The organism is Geomonas sp., assembly GCF_035254065.1.
Taxonomy (GTDB): Bacteria; Desulfobacterota; Desulfuromonadia; order Geobacterales; family Geobacteraceae; genus Geomonas.
Genome location: NZ_DATFBA010000173.1, coordinates 1 through 16,422 on the forward strand (window position 1 = coordinate 1; position 16,422 = coordinate 16,422).

Annotated in this window: 17 protein-coding genes; 10 read left to right on the forward strand and 7 right to left on the reverse strand. The window is 63.1% G+C overall.

Translation table 11 applies throughout. The features are described from left to right. From VJ604_RS08355 to VJ604_RS08395, 9 genes are all read left to right on the forward strand, one after another. Positions 1 to 853: methyl-accepting chemotaxis protein (locus VJ604_RS08355; protein WP_324081508.1), on the forward strand; the 853-nt coding region annotated here is incomplete at its 5' end. Continuing rightward, on the forward strand, positions 853 to 1,266 hold the full coding sequence (locus VJ604_RS08360) for a chemotaxis protein CheW (protein WP_324081510.1): 414 nt from the start codon (positions 853 to 855) through the stop codon (positions 1,264 to 1,266). The genes VJ604_RS08355 and VJ604_RS08360, both read left to right, overlap by 1 nt. Before the next feature lie 31 nt (positions 1,267 to 1,297). Then, a complete protein-coding gene (locus VJ604_RS08365) occupies positions 1,298 to 1,663 on the forward strand; it encodes a response regulator (RefSeq protein ID WP_324081512.1) in 366 nt (121 codons plus the stop codon). Between the two features lie 9 nt (positions 1,664 to 1,672). Then, positions 1,673 to 3,382, forward strand: coding sequence for a chemotaxis protein CheA (locus VJ604_RS08370; RefSeq protein WP_324081514.1), 1,710 nt, complete (start codon positions 1,673 to 1,675; stop codon positions 3,380 to 3,382). 62 nt (positions 3,383 to 3,444) lie between these two features. Next, positions 3,445 to 4,038: a chemotaxis protein CheC gene (locus VJ604_RS08375; RefSeq protein ID WP_324081517.1), complete on the forward strand. Its 594-nt coding sequence runs from the start codon at positions 3,445 to 3,447 to the stop codon at positions 4,036 to 4,038. Positions 4,039 to 4,249: 211 nt separating this feature from the next. Then, complete coding sequence (locus tag VJ604_RS08380) at positions 4,250 to 4,957, forward strand: LolA family protein (RefSeq protein WP_324081518.1); 708 nt, start codon at positions 4,250 to 4,252, stop codon at positions 4,955 to 4,957. Positions 4,958 to 5,137: 180 nt separating this feature from the next. Further along, on the forward strand, positions 5,138 to 5,623 hold the full coding sequence (locus tag VJ604_RS08385; RefSeq protein ID WP_324081521.1) for a YajQ family cyclic di-GMP-binding protein: 486 nt from the start codon (positions 5,138 to 5,140) through the stop codon (positions 5,621 to 5,623). A 21-nt stretch (positions 5,624 to 5,644) separates the two neighbouring features. Continuing rightward, complete coding sequence (rimO, locus tag VJ604_RS08390; protein ID WP_324081526.1) at positions 5,645 to 6,991, forward strand: 30S ribosomal protein S12 methylthiotransferase RimO; 1,347 nt, start codon at positions 5,645 to 5,647, stop codon at positions 6,989 to 6,991. 78 nt (positions 6,992 to 7,069) lie between these two features. Continuing rightward, complete coding sequence (locus tag VJ604_RS08395) at positions 7,070 to 7,489, forward strand: TraR/DksA family transcriptional regulator (protein ID WP_324081527.1); 420 nt, start codon at positions 7,070 to 7,072, stop codon at positions 7,487 to 7,489. A gap of 145 nt (positions 7,490 to 7,634) precedes the next feature. Here VJ604_RS08395 and VJ604_RS08400 read toward each other — a convergent pair whose 3' ends face one another. From VJ604_RS08400 to VJ604_RS08420, 5 genes are all read right to left on the reverse strand, one after another. Beyond that, the gene (locus VJ604_RS08400; RefSeq protein ID WP_324081530.1) at positions 7,635 to 8,645 is read right to left on the reverse strand and encodes a 4Fe-4S binding protein; all 1,011 of its coding nucleotides are present in this window, start codon (positions 8,643 to 8,645) and stop codon (positions 7,635 to 7,637) included. 263 nt (positions 8,646 to 8,908) lie between these two features. Next, entirely contained in the window at positions 8,909 to 9,676 is a 768-nt protein-coding gene (gene ttcA / locus VJ604_RS08405; protein ID WP_324081532.1) for a tRNA 2-thiocytidine(32) synthetase TtcA, read from the reverse strand. Between the two features lie 18 nt (positions 9,677 to 9,694). Continuing rightward, positions 9,695 to 10,396 carry a ferredoxin-like domain-containing protein gene (locus VJ604_RS08410; RefSeq protein WP_324081534.1) on the reverse strand — a complete coding sequence of 234 codons (702 nt, stop codon included), beginning with the start codon at positions 10,394 to 10,396 and terminating at the stop codon, positions 9,695 to 9,697. Positions 10,397 to 10,604: 208 nt separating this feature from the next. Next, complete coding sequence (locus VJ604_RS08415; RefSeq protein WP_324081536.1) at positions 10,605 to 12,437, reverse strand: bifunctional homocysteine S-methyltransferase/methylenetetrahydrofolate reductase; 1,833 nt, start codon at positions 12,435 to 12,437, stop codon at positions 10,605 to 10,607. Between the two features lies 1 nt (position 12,438). Further along, positions 12,439 to 14,079 (reverse strand): putative manganese-dependent inorganic diphosphatase, encoded by a 1,641-nt coding sequence (locus tag VJ604_RS08420; RefSeq protein ID WP_324081538.1) that lies wholly within the window; start codon positions 14,077 to 14,079, stop codon positions 12,439 to 12,441. Between the two features lie 246 nt (positions 14,080 to 14,325). Between VJ604_RS08420 and VJ604_RS08425 the strand changes: the two genes are divergently transcribed. Beyond that, entirely contained in the window at positions 14,326 to 14,928 is a 603-nt protein-coding gene (locus VJ604_RS08425; RefSeq protein WP_324081540.1) for a DedA family protein, read from the forward strand. Between the two features lie 185 nt (positions 14,929 to 15,113). On the opposite strand, the gene fsa is transcribed toward VJ604_RS08425, so the two are convergent. Beyond that, positions 15,114 to 15,758 (reverse strand): fructose-6-phosphate aldolase, encoded by a 645-nt coding sequence (gene fsa, locus VJ604_RS08430; RefSeq protein WP_324081543.1) that lies wholly within the window; start codon positions 15,756 to 15,758, stop codon positions 15,114 to 15,116. Between the two features lie 33 nt (positions 15,759 to 15,791). Next, complete coding sequence (folK, locus tag VJ604_RS08435; protein ID WP_324081544.1) at positions 15,792 to 16,280, reverse strand: 2-amino-4-hydroxy-6-hydroxymethyldihydropteridine diphosphokinase; 489 nt, start codon at positions 16,278 to 16,280, stop codon at positions 15,792 to 15,794. Positions 16,281 to 16,422: the final 142 nt, after the last annotated feature.

The following is a 16,422-nucleotide window of genomic DNA, read 5'->3' on the forward strand; positions in this document are numbered from 1 at the left end:
GGCGGTCGAGCAGATCTCGCGCGGCGCCGAGAACCAGGCGGAGATGGTGACCAAGACCTCCAAGGTCATCCACGAGATGGCCATCTCGGTGGACCTGGTGGCCCGCCGCGCCAAGGAGACCGCCAAGGCCGCCCGCGACACGAGCTTCACCGCCCAGCGCGGCGACGAGCTGGCCAACGACTCGCTGGAGCGGATGAAGAGCTTCTTCGACTCCGTGGAGCTGATCAGCATGCAGTTCATGGACCTCAACTCCAAGCTGCAGCAGGTGGGCAAGATCGCCGACTTCATCGTGGAGATGGCCCGGCAGACCAACCTGCTCGCGCTTAACGCCTCCATCGAGGCGGCCCGGGCCGGCGAGTACGGCAAGGGGTTCGGCGTGGTGGCCGAGGAGGTCAGGAAACTGGCCGACGGCAGCGCCAAGTCGGCCACCGACATCCTGGAGATGATCGACCTGGTCAAGGTGGAGAGCCAGAAGGTCCAGGAGACCATCACCGAGAGCTCCAGAAGCATCGTGGCCGGCAAGAAGAACATCGACACCACGGTGGAGTCCTTCAAGCAGATCCTCTCCACCGTCATCGAGACCGAACGCAAGGCCAACTCCATCGCCGACCTCTCCCAGATGCAGACCGAGGGGGCGGGCAAGATGGTCTCCATGGTGGACGAGATCGCCAAGGTCGCCGAGGACAACGCCGCCTCCACCGAGGAGGTCTCCGCGGCCACCGAGCAGCAGTCGGCCGCCATGCAGGAGATGGTCTTCCAGACCCAGGAACTCGCCAAGCTGGCCGAGTCGCTCCTTTCCTCGGTGGAGAGGTTCCAGCTCGCCCATGCGGAGGAAAGCGGGGAACAGGCGTGATGGAAGAGGAGCGCTTTCTGCTTTTTCAGGCCGCGGGGGAGGGTTTCGCCTTCAGGCTGAGAGAGATCAGCGAGGTGATGGAGCCCCAGGACTCCTTCCCCTGCCCGCGCGCCCCCCGTCACTTCCTGGGGCTGTTGAACTTCCACGGCACCCTGACCGCCCTGGTCGACCTTTCGCGCTACCTGGGGCGGGAGAGCCGGAGCCGGGAGGGAAAGGTGCTGGTGCTGGACACCAGGGGCGCCCACCTGGCGCTGCTGGTCGAGGGAGTGTGGGCCATCCTCCCCCGGGAGGCGGTGCTCGATCAGGCGCCGGGGGACGACCCGCTCACGGCGGCAGTCCTACAGACCGAGCAGGGGGAGTTCCGCCTGCTCACACTCGAAACGCTGGTGTTCGCTCTGGAGCAGGGGCTCTGAGGGACCTATAGATCAGGCACGGAGGTACCAGATGGCCATGACGGTCATGATAGTCGACGACTCGCTCTTCATGCGCAAGATGCTGCGCGACATCCTGGAGGAGGAGGGGTACGAGGTGGTGGCGGAGGCGTCCGACGGCGAGGAGGCGGTGGCCAAGTTCAGGGAGTTCCGGCCGGAGCTGACCACGCTGGACATAGTGATGCCCAACAAGACCGGGATCGAGGCGCTCAAGGACATCATGGCCCTGGACCCGGCTGCGCGGGTGGTGATGTGCAGCGCCATGGGTCAGGAGTCGCTGACCACCGCCGCCGCCGAGGCGGGTGCCAAGGCCTTCATCGTGAAACCGTTCAACCCGGAGCTGGTGGCCCGGGTCATCAAGGAAGTGGCTGAAGGCTAATCGATGGACATGTCGCAGTACAAAAACCTCTTCCTCTCGGAGAGCAGGGAGTACCTGAAGAGCATCGGGCAGACGGTGGTCGCCCTGGAGCAGGCGCCCGGGGACCGCGCCGCCATCGATGCCCTGTTCCGGGCCGCCCACTCGATGAAGGGGATGGCCGCCTCCATGGACTACCGGGAGGTGGTCACCGTGGCCCACGCCATGGAAGACCTGATGATCCGGGTGCGCGACCAGGGGCTTCGCTTCGACGCGGGGGTCGCCGACCTGCTTTTGGAAGGCGCGGACCTGATCGAGGGGCTTTTGAGCGACGTGGAGGCAGATCTCGACCCCAGGCGCCCGGTGGGCGATTACCCACAGAGACTCTCCGGCTATGCCCCGGCAGCACCCGAAGCCGCCAGCGCCCCGTCAGGCGCGCAACCGGCAGGGTCCGGAGCAGGGGAGCCCGGCTCACCCGCCGCGACGACCGATCCGGCGGAGGTTGAGCGTCCGCAGGGAACGGCAGCGCCGGCCGAGGATGCGCAGGCCACTGAGGGACGTGGCGTTGCCGCCGCGGGTGAGAAGGAGCCGGCGGGCGAACTGATCACGGTACGGGTGCGGACCGAGCTCCTCGACCACCTGATCAACCTGACCGGCGAGCTGATCACCAACAAGCACCGCCTGCTCAACATCGGCAAGGAACTGGACTCCCCGCGCCTCCACGAGGCGGTCTCCGACACCGGCAAGCTTTTGCGCTCCCTGCACGACGAGGTCATGAAGGTGCGCCTGATGCCCTTCGAGATGATCGCCGACCGCTTCCAGCGCTCGGTGCGCACCCTGGCCAAGCGAAGCGGCAAGGAGCTCCACTTCGAGCTGGAGGGGCGCGAGATCGGCCTGGACCGCGGCATCCTCGAGCAGCTGATCGACCCTTTGAACCACCTGTTGAGAAACGCGGTGGACCACGGCCTGGAGCCCTCCCAGGAGCGGCTCTCCGCCGGCAAGCCGGCCCGGGGCCTGGTGAAGCTCTCCGTCGCGCGCGACCGGGACCGGGTGCTCATCACGGTGAGCGACGACGGGCGGGGGATGGAGCCTTCCCGCATCATCCAGGCAGCCCTCGAGAAGGGGTTCATCAGCCAGGAGGAATCGGAGCGGCTGTCGCCCCGCCAGGCGCTGATGCTCTCCTGCATCCCCGGCTTCTCGACCGCCAAGGAGGTCACCGACGTCTCCGGCCGTGGGGTCGGGATGGACGCGGTCAACGCCTCCATCCAGAAACTGGGGGGAACGCTCGCCATCGACTCGGAGCCAGGGGTGGGGAGCCGGTTCACCCTCAGGCTGCCGATGACCATCGCCATCATCCATGCCCTGATCGTGCAGTGCGGACCGATCAAGATGGGGGTGCCGGTCACCGTCGTGCACCGCACCGTGGAGCTCAGGCGCGAGCAGGTGGAGACCGTGGGGAAGCGGCAGGTCTTCCACCTGGACGACGAGCCGATCCAGCTCTTGAGCCTGAACCGCGTGCTGGGGCTGCCGCTCGGGCGCTTCCCGAGCGGCATCGTGCCGCTGTTCGTGACCGAGGCCAAGGGGCGGCGGGTCGGCCTGGTGGTGGACCGGCTCCTGGGACAGCACGAGCTTTTCGTGAAGCCCTTGGGGAGGCCGCTCTCCAGGCTGCACGGTCTGGCCGGCGGGGCCATTCTGGGTGACGGCGAGGTGGTAACCATTTTGGATATCGCCGACCTGCTGTAAACTTAGTTCCGACTTTGCCGTTTCTCCGGCTACCCTCGCCGTAACTGCCAAGGAGCTCAACGATGGCCACCGGCTTTGCGCAGCACGCCGAACTCGACGCACTCACCGAGGCCTGCAACATCGGGATGGCGCATGCGGCCACCGCCCTTTCCCAGCTGATGGGGAAGGGGGTAGCGATCCAGGCGCCCCGGCTGCAGGTGGTCGAGGGACCGGAGATTTGCGCGTCGCTTTGCGACGAGCCGGTGCGGGCGCTCCACCTGCAGATCCTGGGGAACGTGCGGGGGAGCATCGTCATCCTGCTCAAGGAGGCCGACGCGCGCCGCATGCTGGAACTGCTGCTGGGGGGCGGGGAGAGTGCCGGGCCGCTGAACGAGATGGAGGTCTCCACCCTCAAGGAGGTCGGCAACATCCTGGCCTCCGCCTGCCTGAACGCGCTGGGGCTTTTGCTGAAGATGACCCTGCTCCCCTCGGTCCCCACCCTGGTCTCGGGAGAGGCGGCCCAGGTGCTCCCACTGGTGGTCGACCGCAGCTGCGGGAAGGAGCCGGTGTTCATGGTGGACACCGTCTTCTCCATCTGTGACACCTTCTGCGGCGGCAGCCTCTTCCTGATGCCCGCCCCCGACTCCATCCCCGCCATGATGAGCGCCCTCAAGTGAAAATGAGCCCCTGGCCGGCAGCAAAGGGCGCCCCGGGGGAAATGAAAACTGCTTGCCAGAACCGGGGTTGTGTGGCAGAATCACCGGTCAAGCTGATGCGGGACCCTTTCGCCGCCATGGCAAGGCAGACGGCGAAGGCGGCAAACATAGTGACGAGGACGAAGGCGACAGCGAGGCAGGTCGCCTTCACAACTTTTAGAGGGGTAACCGAATGAAAGTCGCCAGAATCGTCTTCAGCTCCCTGCTTTTCATCGCCGCCACCGCCACCTTCAGCCTGGCCGCCGAACTCTCCCAGGTGGTCAAGACCCTGGAGCAGGGATACGCCACCCTCAACGACCTCAAGGCCGACTTCAGCCAGCGGAGCACCATTAGGGCGATGAAGCGCGAGGAGAAGGGGGGCGGCGAGCTCTTCATCAAGAAGGGAAGCGCCAGGGACGCCATGTTCCGCTTCAACTATACGAAGCCCAAGCAGCAGATCGTCTCCAACGGCAAGAAGGTCTGGTATTACCTGCCGGACCAGAAGCAGGTCATGGTGATGGATATCTCCCAGATGTTCGAGGAGGGGAACGTGGCCCTCAACTACCTGGCAGGGCTCGGGCACGTCTCCAAGGATTTCAGCATCACCTTCGCCGACAAGCCGCGTGACGCCCAGGGGAACTACGTCCTCGAGCTGACCCCCAAGAAGAAGAGCCCGGCGCTGGCCAAGCTGCAGCTGGTGATCGAGGCCTCCGCGGTGGAGCAGCTGATCTCGCACGGCCAGCCGAGCACCCCCTTCCCGATCGTCTCCTCCACCGTTTTCGACCAGGGGGGCAACACCACCCGGATCGACTACAGCAATGTGAAGACCAACAAGGGGATGGACAGCAGCAAGTTCACCTTCAAGATCCCCGCGGGGGTGGAAGTGGTCAAAAACAAATAGTGGGAGGCTGAAAAGCCAAGAGCAATCCCCCCTGTCCCCCCTTTATCAAGGGGGGGACGTAGTAGCGGCAGATCATCAGTTCAGGAACAGCTCCTCTAACATCCCCTCCCCTTCAAGGGGAGGGACAGGGTGAGGATGGGGTTCGAACCCAATACAATTCCGGTTGAGGAGGTATATACCATGCCGTCATTCGACATCGTTTCCAAGGTGGACATGCAGGAGGTCGACAACGCGGTCAACCAGACCGTCAAGGAGATCACCCAGCGCTACGACTTCAAAGGGACCAAGAGCGAGGTCACCATGGAGAAGGAAGCCATCAAGGTGCTCGCCGACGACGACTACAAGCTGAAGGCGATCATCGACATCCTCCAGTCCAAGTTCGTCAAGCGCAACATCTCGCCCAAGGCTCTCCAGTACGGCAAGGCCGAGCAGGCCTCCGGCGGCATGGTGCGCCAGATGATCAACCTGCAGATGGGGATCCCCAAGGAGAAGGCGAAGGACATCATCGCCATCATCAAGGAGACCAAGCTGAAGGTCCAGGCCCAGATCCAGGATGACCAGGTCCGGGTCACCGGCAAGAACATCGACGATCTGCAGGATGTCATCAAGGCCCTGAAGGCCAAGGACCTCGACATCGACATGCAGTACGTGAACTTCAGGAGCTAATCAGAACCTTTTGGGGGATTTTTGAACGAGAAGATTAAGCAAAAAGTAAGTCTGGTCAGCCTGGGCTGCCCGAAGAACCTGGTGGACGCCGAGGTCATGCTGGGGTACCTGTCCAAGGAAGAGTACGAGGTGACCACCGACGAGACGCAGGCGGACATCATCGTGGTCAACACCTGCTCCTTCATCAAGGAAGCCAAGCAGGAGAGCATCGACACCATCTTGGACCTGGCGGACAGAAAGCACGACGCCCGCTGCAAGATGTTGATCGTGACCGGCTGCCTGCCGCAACGCTACCAGGAGGAACTCGCCAAGGAGCTCCCCGAGGTCGACATCTTCATCGGCACCGGCGACTACCCGCGCATCGCGGAGATCATCGCCGAGAAGAAGACCACCTCCGACCAGCTCTGCTACACGGGGGACCCCAACTTCGTCTACAACGACGAGCTCCCCCGCCTGCAGTCGTCGCCCCACTACACCGCCTACCTGAAGATCGCCGAGGGGTGCTCGAACAACTGCGCCTACTGCGTGATCCCGGCCCTGCGGGGCGCGCTCCGCTCGCGCCCGTACGCGACGCTGCTGTCCGAGGCGAAGCAACTGGTGGAAGGGGGGGTGAAGGAACTGAACCTGATCGCCCAGGACATCACCGCCTACGGCAGGGACCTGGCCGACAAGCCGACCCTGGAGATGCTGGTCACCGAGCTCGCCAAACTGGAGGGGCTCAAGTGGATCAGGCTCCTCTACGCTTATCCGGACGGGGTCACTGACTCGCTCATCTCGCTGATCAAGAACGAGCCCAAGGTCTGCAAGTACCTCGACCTGCCGATCCAGCACATCAGCGACCCCGTCCTGAAGAGGATGGCCCGCAGAAGCGACGAACAGCAGATCCGCGACCTGATCGCCAAACTGAGAAGCGAGATTCCCGACATCGCCATCAGGACCTCGCTGATCGTCGGCTTCCCCGGCGAGACCAACGACGACTTCAAGAAGCTATTGCAGTTCGTGGAAGAGACCCGCTTCGACCGGCTGGGTGTCTTCTGCTATTCCCGCGAGGAGGGAACCCCGGCCGCCGAGATGCCGGACCAGGTCTCGGAAAGGGTCAAGAGGGAGCGCCACAAGAAGCTGATGCGGACCCAGGCGCGGGTGTCGTTCAAGCACAACAGGACCCTGGTGGACAGTGAAGAGGACGTGCTGATCGAAGGGTACAGCGAGGAGACGGAGCTTCTTTTGAAGGGGCGCTCGTCGAGGCAGGCACCGGATGTGGACGGCCTTGTCTATATCACGGCAGGAAACGCCAACGTCGGTGACATAGTCAGACTGAAGATCACAGACTCGTCTGATTACGACCTCATAGGGGAGATCGTCGAGTAGGCTTTTGACTTGACAACCCTTTCCATTGCTGTATTATTTCGACGCTTTGAAGCTAGCCAAATAGGAGTGAATTCTAATATGACAGAAAAACCCGATGAAATGAAAGCGATGCTCCTCAAGATGAAGGAGGAGACGCTTCGTGAAATCAACAAGACCGTGAAGTCGGGCTCGGACGCCCCGGTCAACGAGCCCAGCGGCGACATCTACGACCAGGCCTCCAGCGAGCGCGACCGCGAGCTCGGCCTGCTCCTGGGTGACCGCGAGCGCGAGAAGCTGAAAAACATCGACGAGGCCCTGCTTCGTCTCGAGGAAGGCGAGTACGGCATCTGCGAGGAGTGCGAGGAGGAGATCCCGATCGGCAGGCTGAAGATCGTCCCCTTTGCCCGCCACTGCGTGAAATGCAAGGCGGACCTGGAGAAGCAGCAGGCCCAGACCAAGCGTTTCGAAGAAGACCGGGCCTACCGCGACATCGCCCTGGGCGAGGAAGAAGAAGGGTAGGACGCAAGGTCAGAAGATAGAGACAAAAAAGGGGACGGCAGCAATGCCGTCCCCTTTCGCGTTTCGTGTATGAATCTCTTCCAGCTCTTCCCAGCTCCCCCTCGCCCCTTTAGGGGAGAGGGAAAAGGCGAAGGGAGCGGGTGCTCTAGTGGAAGGTCTCAATCTTCTCCGGCGTCTTCGCCTTGTCCAGCTTGTAGATCAGCTCCTGGTACTCCCCGCGCGAGACGGAGGTGTGCCAGTGCCCGGTCGCCCTCCCCACAAGACTGCTCCCTACGAAGACAACCAGCACCAGCACCCCGAACACTACCCCGGGGACCACCTTCCCCCCCCTGACCTTCAGTTTGAGCGCCTCCGGTTTCGGACAGCTGCTCACGCAACGCAGGCAACCGATGCACTCCTCCGAGCAGACCCTCTCCTTGTGCATGACGTCGATGTGCGAGGGACAGGCCTTGGTGCAGCCGCCGCAGGAGATGCAGGCGCCGGCGTTTCGCTCCACCTTGACGGGGGAAAGGCGGGAGACCAGGCCGAGCAGCGCCCCGTAGGGGCAGAGGAACCGGCAGAAGGGGTTGCGGTAGAAGAAGGAAAGCAGCAGCAGCGAGGTGATCACGAAGAGACCAAGCCCCCCCAGGTTGAGGAAGAAGTCCAGCATCTTCACGTCGGCAATCTTGTTGAAGTCGTCCATCAGGAACGAGTTCACCGCCGCCGGCGACATCACGATCAGGATGGAGATGATGAAGAGGGAGAGCAGCAGGTATTTGATCGGCCGCAGCAGCCAGTCCAGCCAGTGCCAGACCCGGTAGTTGCGGGTGAGCACCGCCTGGCCCGACTTCCAGAGCATCTCGGTGAAGGTCGAGATGGGACAGATCCAGGAGCAGAAGGAGCGCTTCAGGAGCAACGAGACCAGGATGGCCGCCAGGAACATCACCAGGGCGGCCGGATGTATGTCGCTGATCTGCCCGGTCACCAGCCAGACCTTGAGGCTCATCAGACCCGAGATGGGGAGGAAGGCCTCCACCCCGTCCGGCCGCTCCACGAACGGCGCGTTGCTTCTGAAGTGAAGAACGAACTGGTAGAAGGTCACCCCGAGGTAGACCGAGAAGAGAAGAAAGCCCCACTGCACTGCCAGCCTGAAACGTTGCACCTTTTTATCCGACATCCTTGTCACCTTCCGTTTTGAAATACCTTCGGCGCATCCACCTGATGACCCTAAACCACGTCCGACAGTACCCTCTCCCGAAGGGGGAGGGTTAGGGAGGGGGAGCGATGCATCAGTTGCGACTTTTTCTGTCGCACCCCGGTGCTATCCTTCCATCATCAAACAATGGAGGTAGCTCACATGGAACCTATGGTCGTAGTCGCGGTCTTTATCGTCATCTACTGCGGATATCTGACGGTGAAGGACATCGTGGAGGATCTTCGTCAGGAAGGGTTCCTGGTGAGGCCCTTGTCGAGCAGATGCCTCGGATGCACGTTGGAAAGCGCCTTCAAGAGGCTCTTCTTCACCAAGGGGTTGTCGCGCTCCAAGGTGGCCAACAACTCCTTCATCTTCTTTCGTTGCAAGTCGGCTTTGCCGCAGACCGGACAGCAGCAGCAGACGACCGGGAAACGGTTTGTGCGCGAGAACGGGATGATCTCGCTCTCCGGGACGTAGACCAGCGGCCTGATCACGGTGGTCTCGCCGTTGTCGGCCAGCATGCTGGGGGCCATCGCCTTCAGCGAGCCGACGAAGAACTGGTTCAGGAGCAGCGTCTCGATGAAGTCGTCCATGTGGTGGCCGAGCGCGAGCTTGTTGCACCCCAACTCCCTCGCCTTACTGTAGAGCGTGCCGCGCTTGAGCCTTGCGCAGATGGAGCAGTAGGAGGAATTGGGACGGCGCTTCTCCGAGATGATGTCGTAGTGCGTCGTCTTCTCCATGTGATAGGTGAAGCCGTGCTCCTGCAGGTGCTCCTCGATGATGTCCGCACGGTAGCCACGGTAGCCGGAGTCGATGTTGATGGCGACCAGCTCGTACTTGACCGGCGCGCGCCGGCGCAGGAACTCCAGCATGTGCAGCATGGAGTAGGAATCCTTGCCGCCGGAGACCGCGACGGCGACCCGGTCGCCGTCGGAGATCAGGTCGTAGTCGGCGATCGCCTTGCCGACCCGGTTCCTGATCCTGGTAAAGATGGCGTCTTCAATGAGTGCCACGACGAACTCCTTTGCCTATCATCCCGCCTGGCACCCGCAACCGCAGCTCTCGCACGACTTTTTCTCCAGGATCGCCGCCCGGAAGGCGTCGATTCCCATCTCTTCAACGATCTTTCCCAGCCGCTCCTTCTTGGGCGCGTTCTTGTAAAACTCCACGATCCGCGCCACGATGGCCAGGGTCTCCTCTTCGGTAGCTACGTCATCGATCAGCAGCTCGCCCAGGCGAGGCCGCACACCGGCGTTGCCACCCACCAGGATCCGCCACCCCTTGACCGTCCCCACCACGCCGATGTCCTTGACGGACGATTCAGCGCAGGAGAGGACGCAGCCGGAGACACCCATCTTCATCTTGTTGGGTAGCTCCATGGAGTGGTAGAGCGCGTCCATCTTGAGCCCGAGCGACTGGGAATCCTGCAGGGCCCGCTTGCAGTAGGTGGTGCCGGGGCAGATCCTCACGCTCCTCACGCACAGGCCGATGGGAGCCCCCTGCTGCTGGGCGAGATCCGCCCAGATGGCGTCCAGATCCTCCTCCTTGGCACCGATCATGGCGATGCGCTGGGCCGAGGTCAGCTTCAGGTCCAGGCCGTACTTGTCAGCCACGTCGCAGATCTTCCTGAGGGTGGCCGTGTCGGTGAAGCCGCCGGGGATGTGCGGGGCGATGGCGTAGGTTTCCCGATCGCGCTGCAGAATCGCCCCCTTCTCGAGGATGTCCTTCTTCATAGTGTCCTCCTTGCTGTTATTTTGAATTGATGCAGGTCAAAAATGATCTAAAACCGGGAGAAGCTTGACCACAGAGGACACAGAGGATGCGCAGAGGTCACGGAGGAAAACGAGGAAAAGACCTAGTTTTGTTTTACCCGGTTCTGCTTTTCCCCAGTTTATAAGCTTTTCCTCTGTGTCCTTTGCGAAACCTCCGTGTCCTCTGTGGTCATGCTTTAAACTTTTTGTCTTTGCCTCTGATAAATTTCACCAGCTCCACCGCGATCTCGTACTTCCCGAACGGCGGGATCAGGTAGAAGCCCCCTGCCCTCTCCATGGCGGCCTCGATGAATTCCTTGGCGATGGCGAGCCCTTCCTTGACTCCCTCCTCGCCGGTCTTCCCGGCCATGCGCCCCCTGATCTCGTCAGGGATCACGATCCCCGGAACCTCGTTGTGCAGGAATTCCGCGTTGCGCCCGCTTACCAGCGGCAGCACACCGGGAAGGACGGGGATCCCCAGCTCGGCGGTCAGCTCCAGCATGCGGTCGAGCCGATCCAGGTCGTAGATCGGCTGGGTCTGCGCGAACTGGGCGCCGTTGGCCACCTTCTTGGCAAGCCTCGCCGCCTGCACCTCCATCTTCTGGACGTTGGGGTTGAAGGCGGCGCCGATGGTGAAACCGGTGCCGGTGCCGATCGGGCTCCCCAGCGCGTTGACGCCGCGGTTGAGGTCGCTCAGAAGCTTGATCAGCGAGAAAGAGTTGAGGTCGAAGACGGAGGAAGCGCTCGCTTCCTCGCCCAGGCTCGCCGGGTCGCCGGTCACCGCCAGGATGGAAGTCACCCCCAGAAGGCTCGCCCCCATCAGGTCGGATTGCAGGCCAATCAGGTTGCGGTCGCGGCAGGTGATGTGGGCGATCACCTCGATGCCGACCTCATTGCGGATCAGGGAGGCAAGCGCGATGTTCCCCATCCTCACCCGCGCCAGCGGATTCTCGGCCAGATTGATGGCGTCGGCCCCGGCCTCTTTCAGCGCGCGGCTGCCGGAGAGCACCTTGGCGCAGTCGAGCCCCTTGGGAGGGTCCAGCTCCACGGTGACCACCTTCTGCGTTCCCCAGCCGGCCAAAAAGCCCGCGCCGGCGCTGCCGGCCGATGCGGTCCCCGCCGCGTCGCTCTCCACGCGGGTTACCGTGCGGACTACCGGCTTCAGACCGGCCAAGCCAGCGGCGATGCCCCGGATATGCTCGGGCGTGGTGCCGCAGCAGCCCCCCACCAGGCTGGCGCCGGCGGCCACCATTTCCTTGGCCATGTCGGCGAAGTACTGGGGGGTGGTCCGGTAGATGTAGCGTCCGTCGACGTATTCGGGGAAGCCGCTGTTGGGGTAGGCGGCCAGGGGGAGGGAGGTGACGGCGGCCATCCGTTTCAGGGTGGCCAGTAACTGCAACGGACCGGCCCCGCAGTTGGCGCCGATCACGTCCGCCCCCGCAGCCTCCAGCCGGATTGCAGCGCTTTCCGCCTCGATGCCTCCCGCCAGGCGGGCCCCCTCGCCGAAGGCCAGATTGGCGATAATGGGGAGGCCGGTCTCTTTGGCGGCGGAGATGGCCACCTCAAGCTCCTCCAGCTCCGCGAAGGTCTCCAGCATCAACAGATCAACGCCACCTTCGGCCAGAGCGGCGGCCTGCACCCGGAAGCAGTCGCGGATCTCCTCTTCGGACAGTTCGCCTTTGCCGCGCCCCAGCGGGCCTATGGAGCCGGCCACGAAGACCTGGTGACCGTCCACCGCGCGCCGGGCGAGCACGGCTGCCTGCCGGTTGATGTCGGCCACCTTGGCCCCGAGGCCAATGGCGGAGAGCTTGACCAGGTTGGCGCCGAAGCTGTTGGTCTCGATGACCCGGGCGCCCGCGTCGATGTACTCCCGGTGCAGCGCCAGCACGAGCTCCGGCCGGACCAGGTTGAGGTGCTCGAAGTTCGCCTCCAGCGCCACCCCTTTGGCGTACAGCATGGTCCCGATGGCCCCGTCGCCGACCAGGACCTCCCCGGCTATCCTATCGAGGAAAGCGTTCCCCATCTCAGCGGCCTCCCAGGACCTTGATCATGTGCGGCACGAGCTGCTTCTTGCGCGACATGACACCTTTCATCTCGTAGATCTGCGGCTCCGGCTCGGGATACCCCATGAAGCGGGCGAAGCGCTGCCCCCCTTCCATCAGGAACATGGTGCTCTCGGTGGAGATGTCGGTAACCATCAGCCCCGCCAGGTCCAGCGACTCCTTTTCCCGCAGCGAGGCGAGCGCGGACCTCAGCTCGGCCTTCATCGAGTTGAACTCGTCGAAACCGAAGACCTCGACCTGTCCAACGCCGAAGCGGTGCTCCCCCTGGCTGAACAGCTTGAAATCGGAACCGACCACCCCCTCGGGCCCGCCGTACCCGGAAAGGGCACCGGAGGCGGCGAAGATCTCTGCGCCGAACGCCTCGTAGTCGAGCCCCGCCAGCTCGGAGAGCCGCTTCACCGCGTTGCGGTCGCGCTCGGTGGTGGTGGGGGACTTGAGGATCACGGTATCGGAGAGGATGCCGGCCAGCAGCAGCCCGGCTATGGTGGACGACGGGGTGACCCCGTGCTCTGCGTAGAGGGAGGCGACTATGGTGCAGGTACTTCCCACCGGCGCGGTCAGGAAGGGGATCGGTGTGCTGCTCGGCGCGTTGCCGAGCTTGTGGTGGTCAACCACCTCCACGATTTCCAGCTCCTCTGCGCCCGGCACCGATTGGGAGAGCTCGTTGTGGTCGACCAGGATCAGGGCGTAGGGGAGCGGCGCGAGCAGAGAGGACTTGGTGGCCACCCCGGCCAGGGTACCGTCGTCCTCAATGGCGATGACGGCCGAGGCGTGCATCAGCTTCTCGCGCAGGCGCCCCAGACGCTCGCCCACCCCCACGGTCTCGAAGACGTGGTCGGCCAACTCGCCAGCCGGCGTGGAGAGGCGCGCGCGGGAAACGGTGGCCGCGGTATCCAGCGGGGTGGAGATGAGGGCCACCCCCTTTTCGGCGGCCAGCCGGACCACGTCATCGTCCACGGAAAGACCGCCGGTCACCACCAGCAGGCGCACGCCCCGCTCGATGGCGGCTATCTGGATGCTGCGGCGGTCGCCGGTGACCACCACCAGGCTGCGCGGGTCGTAGCCGGCAAGCCTGCTGGTAAAGGAGTTCTCCGCCATGGCCCCCACAAACAGGTGCAGGGTCTCCAGCCCCGGCTCCGGTCCGCCGGCCAGGAATTCCCCCTCCAGGCAGGCGGCCAGCGTGGCCAGGGAGGCGTTCAGCACCCTGAGCGAAAGGGGACCGGTCGCGAGCGACCGCTCCGCGATCTTGATGAGGGGGATGACTCCCACCGGAGATCCTTCCTCGTTCACCACCGGCAGCGAGCGCACGCTGTTGTGGTGGAAAAGCTCGAGGGCGGTCAGCAGCGGAGCGCTGGCCTGCACCGAGACCGGGTTGCGGTTGACGACGTCGCGCACCTTAGGGTGGACGTCGGCCAGGTACAGCGGGGCCTCCACGCCAAGCCTTCCCAGCAGCCAAGTCGTCTGCGGGTTGAGCGCGCCGGCCATGGCGGCGGTCACCTGCTGGCGCCCCAGGGCGCGCTTAAGTTCTGCATAGGCTATGGCCGAGGCCACCGAATCGGTATCCGGATTCTTGTGCCCTGTTATATATAGGTGCTTTTTCACTGCTCGCTCCTACTTATTGAATATCATGATGGTCTGTCCTACCCTCGCCCCTTCAGGGGAGAGGGTGGCCGAAGGCCGGGTGAGGGCTCCTCGACGTGCCGAAAAGTTCCGCCCTCACCCCAGCCCTCTCCCCCAAGGGGGCGGGGGGAGTGTTAACTAAAGGGTCACAGCGCCCAGTCATTTTTTGTTCGTCTTTTTCCACTTTGCCGTATAAGATTACCGGCAACGAAAAAACGAGGAGTGTACATGCACGCAGTAATCGATTGGCTGTTACGGACCATCGGGGCGATGGGATATCCCGGCATCTTCATCCTGATGGCGATGGAGAGCTCGGTGATCCCCATTCCCAGCGAACTCGTGATGCCGCCGGCTGGCTACCTGGCCCAGCAGGGACAGATGAATGCCGGTTTCGCCATCCTCTGCGGCACCATCGGCAGCCTGATCGGCGCCTACGCGAACTACTTCGCCGCCCGCTACCTCGGCCGGCCGCTGCTCCTCAAGTACGGCAAGTACGTGCTGATCACCGAGGAGAAGTTCGCCAAGGTGGAGGGGTTCTTCCTGAAGCACGGCGAAATCTCCACCTTCATCGGCAGACTGCTCCCCGTGGTGCGTCACCTGATTTCACTTCCTGCCGGGCTCTCCGGGATGAACCATGTCAAGTTCTCCCTGTACACCCTGCTGGGGGCCGGCATCTGGGTGACCGTGCTCACCTGCATCGGCTACGTGATCGGCAGCAACCAGGAGCTGATCATGAAGTACTCGCACCACGCTCTCGGCGTCGTGCTGATCGCCAGCTCGATCATCATCTTCGTGTACGTGAAGCTGCAGCGGAGGCGGAGCACCGAGTAGCAAGCCAGCGGCGCATACATCTCCCCTGATAACGGCAAGGGCGGGTCCAAGACCCGCCCTTCTTATTTCCGGTCAACGTTGATCTTCATGCTGCGTCCCCCGGGTGGGCAACTCCGCCGGCACTGCGCGGCATCGTCCCCCCTCCCCTGCCCCTCCCCTTCGGGAGAGGGTATCAAGGGTTGGGCTTACTTCGGCACCTTCTCCCAGTCTTCCAGGAACTTCTTGATGCCGGCATCGGTGAGCGGGTGCTTGGCGAGCTGCAGCATGACGCTGTAGGGGATGGTGCAGATGTCCGCGCCGATCAGCGCCGAGTCGAGCACGTGCACCGGGTTCCTGATGCTGGCCACGATGATCTCGGTGTCGAACCCGTAGTTGTCGAAGATGCTCCTGATCTCGCCGATGATGTTCATGCCGTCCTGGGAGATGTCGTCCAGCCTCCCCACGAACGGGGAGACGTAGGTGGCGCCGGCCTTGGCGGCCAAAAGCGCCTGCATCGGGGTGAAGATCAGGGTGACGTTGGTCTTGATCCCCTTGCCGTGCAGGGTCTTGGTGGCCTTGAGACCCTCTGCGGTCATGGGGAGCTTGATCACGATGTTCGGGTGGATCTCGGCAAGCTTCAGTGCCTCGGAGATCATGCCGTCATGCTCCAGGGAGATCACTTCCGCCGAGATGGGGCCGTCCACGATCCCGGTGATTTCCTTGATGACCTCTTCGAAGCGCCGGCCGCTTTTCGCGATCAGGGAGGGGTTGGTGGTTACGCCGTCAACCAGTCCAAGTTCATTTGCCTCGCGAATCTCCCGCACGTCCGCTGTGTCGATAAAAAACTTCATGTACTTCCTCCGCTTTGGGTTGTTGGTTTTCTATTAAATCCTCACCACGCGCTCATCGGTGGTCAGTGAGGCCAGTAATTCGGCGATAGTCTTGCCTAGGGAAGGATGCCTGAGTGAGGGGTCGAGATCGGCCAGCGGCTGCAGCACGAAACGACGCTCGGCAAGGCGGGGGTGCGGGATGGTGAGCCGCTCACCGGAGAGGACCTGCGCCCCGTAGAGAAGGATGTCCAGATCCATGCTGCGCGGCCCCCAGTGGCCGGAGGGAACGCGCCGAAAAACCTTGACCTCGACCTCCTTCAGCCGCTCCAGCAGGTCGGCAGGGGAAAGCGAGGTCTGAAGGCGCGCCACGGCGTTGTAGAAGTTGTCCTGCGCCACGCCACCCACCGGCTCGGTCTCGTAGAAGGGAGACAGTCCGGTGACCCGGCTGCCGGGAAGTTTTCCCAGCTCGGCGACCGCCCTCAACAGGTTCAGCTCGCGGTCGCCCAGGTTGGTACCCAGTCCTATGTACGCACACTCTTCCACAGGGTGCGATTAGACCACAGATCGCTTTTTTTTGTCAAGCGCGCCGCCTTAATTAACTCGCAGCTTCGGCACTTTCCATGAGCGTGGAGATATCTTTGTCCCAACTAGATGCTATAGTTATACGAGACTAAGAAGCATCGCG

Coding starts and splice junctions, on each gene's coding strand:
- VJ604_RS08425 (WP_324081540.1), top strand. CDS start 14,326: ATGCACGCAGTAATCGATTGGCTGTTACGGACCATCGGGGCGATGGGA.
- fsa (WP_324081543.1), bottom strand. CDS start 15,758: ATGAAGTTTTTTATCGACACAGCGGACGTGCGGGAGATTCGCGAGGCA.
- VJ604_RS08415 (WP_324081536.1), bottom strand. CDS start 12,437: ATGGGGAACGCTTTCCTCGATAGGATAGCCGGGGAGGTCCTGGTCGGC.
- VJ604_RS08380 (WP_324081518.1), top strand. CDS start 4,250: ATGAAAGTCGCCAGAATCGTCTTCAGCTCCCTGCTTTTCATCGCCGCC.
- VJ604_RS08395 (WP_324081527.1), top strand. CDS start 7,070: ATGACAGAAAAACCCGATGAAATGAAAGCGATGCTCCTCAAGATGAAG.
- VJ604_RS08370 (WP_324081514.1), top strand. CDS start 1,673: ATGTCGCAGTACAAAAACCTCTTCCTCTCGGAGAGCAGGGAGTACCTG.
- VJ604_RS08375 (WP_324081517.1), top strand. CDS start 3,445: ATGGCCACCGGCTTTGCGCAGCACGCCGAACTCGACGCACTCACCGAG.
- VJ604_RS08400 (WP_324081530.1), bottom strand. CDS start 8,645: ATGTCGGATAAAAAGGTGCAACGTTTCAGGCTGGCAGTGCAGTGGGGC.
- VJ604_RS08385 (WP_324081521.1), top strand. CDS start 5,138: ATGCCGTCATTCGACATCGTTTCCAAGGTGGACATGCAGGAGGTCGAC.
- VJ604_RS08365 (WP_324081512.1), top strand. CDS start 1,298: ATGGCCATGACGGTCATGATAGTCGACGACTCGCTCTTCATGCGCAAG.
- VJ604_RS08410 (WP_324081534.1), bottom strand. CDS start 10,396: ATGAAGAAGGACATCCTCGAGAAGGGGGCGATTCTGCAGCGCGATCGG.
- VJ604_RS08360 (WP_324081510.1), top strand. CDS start 853: ATGGAAGAGGAGCGCTTTCTGCTTTTTCAGGCCGCGGGGGAGGGTTTC.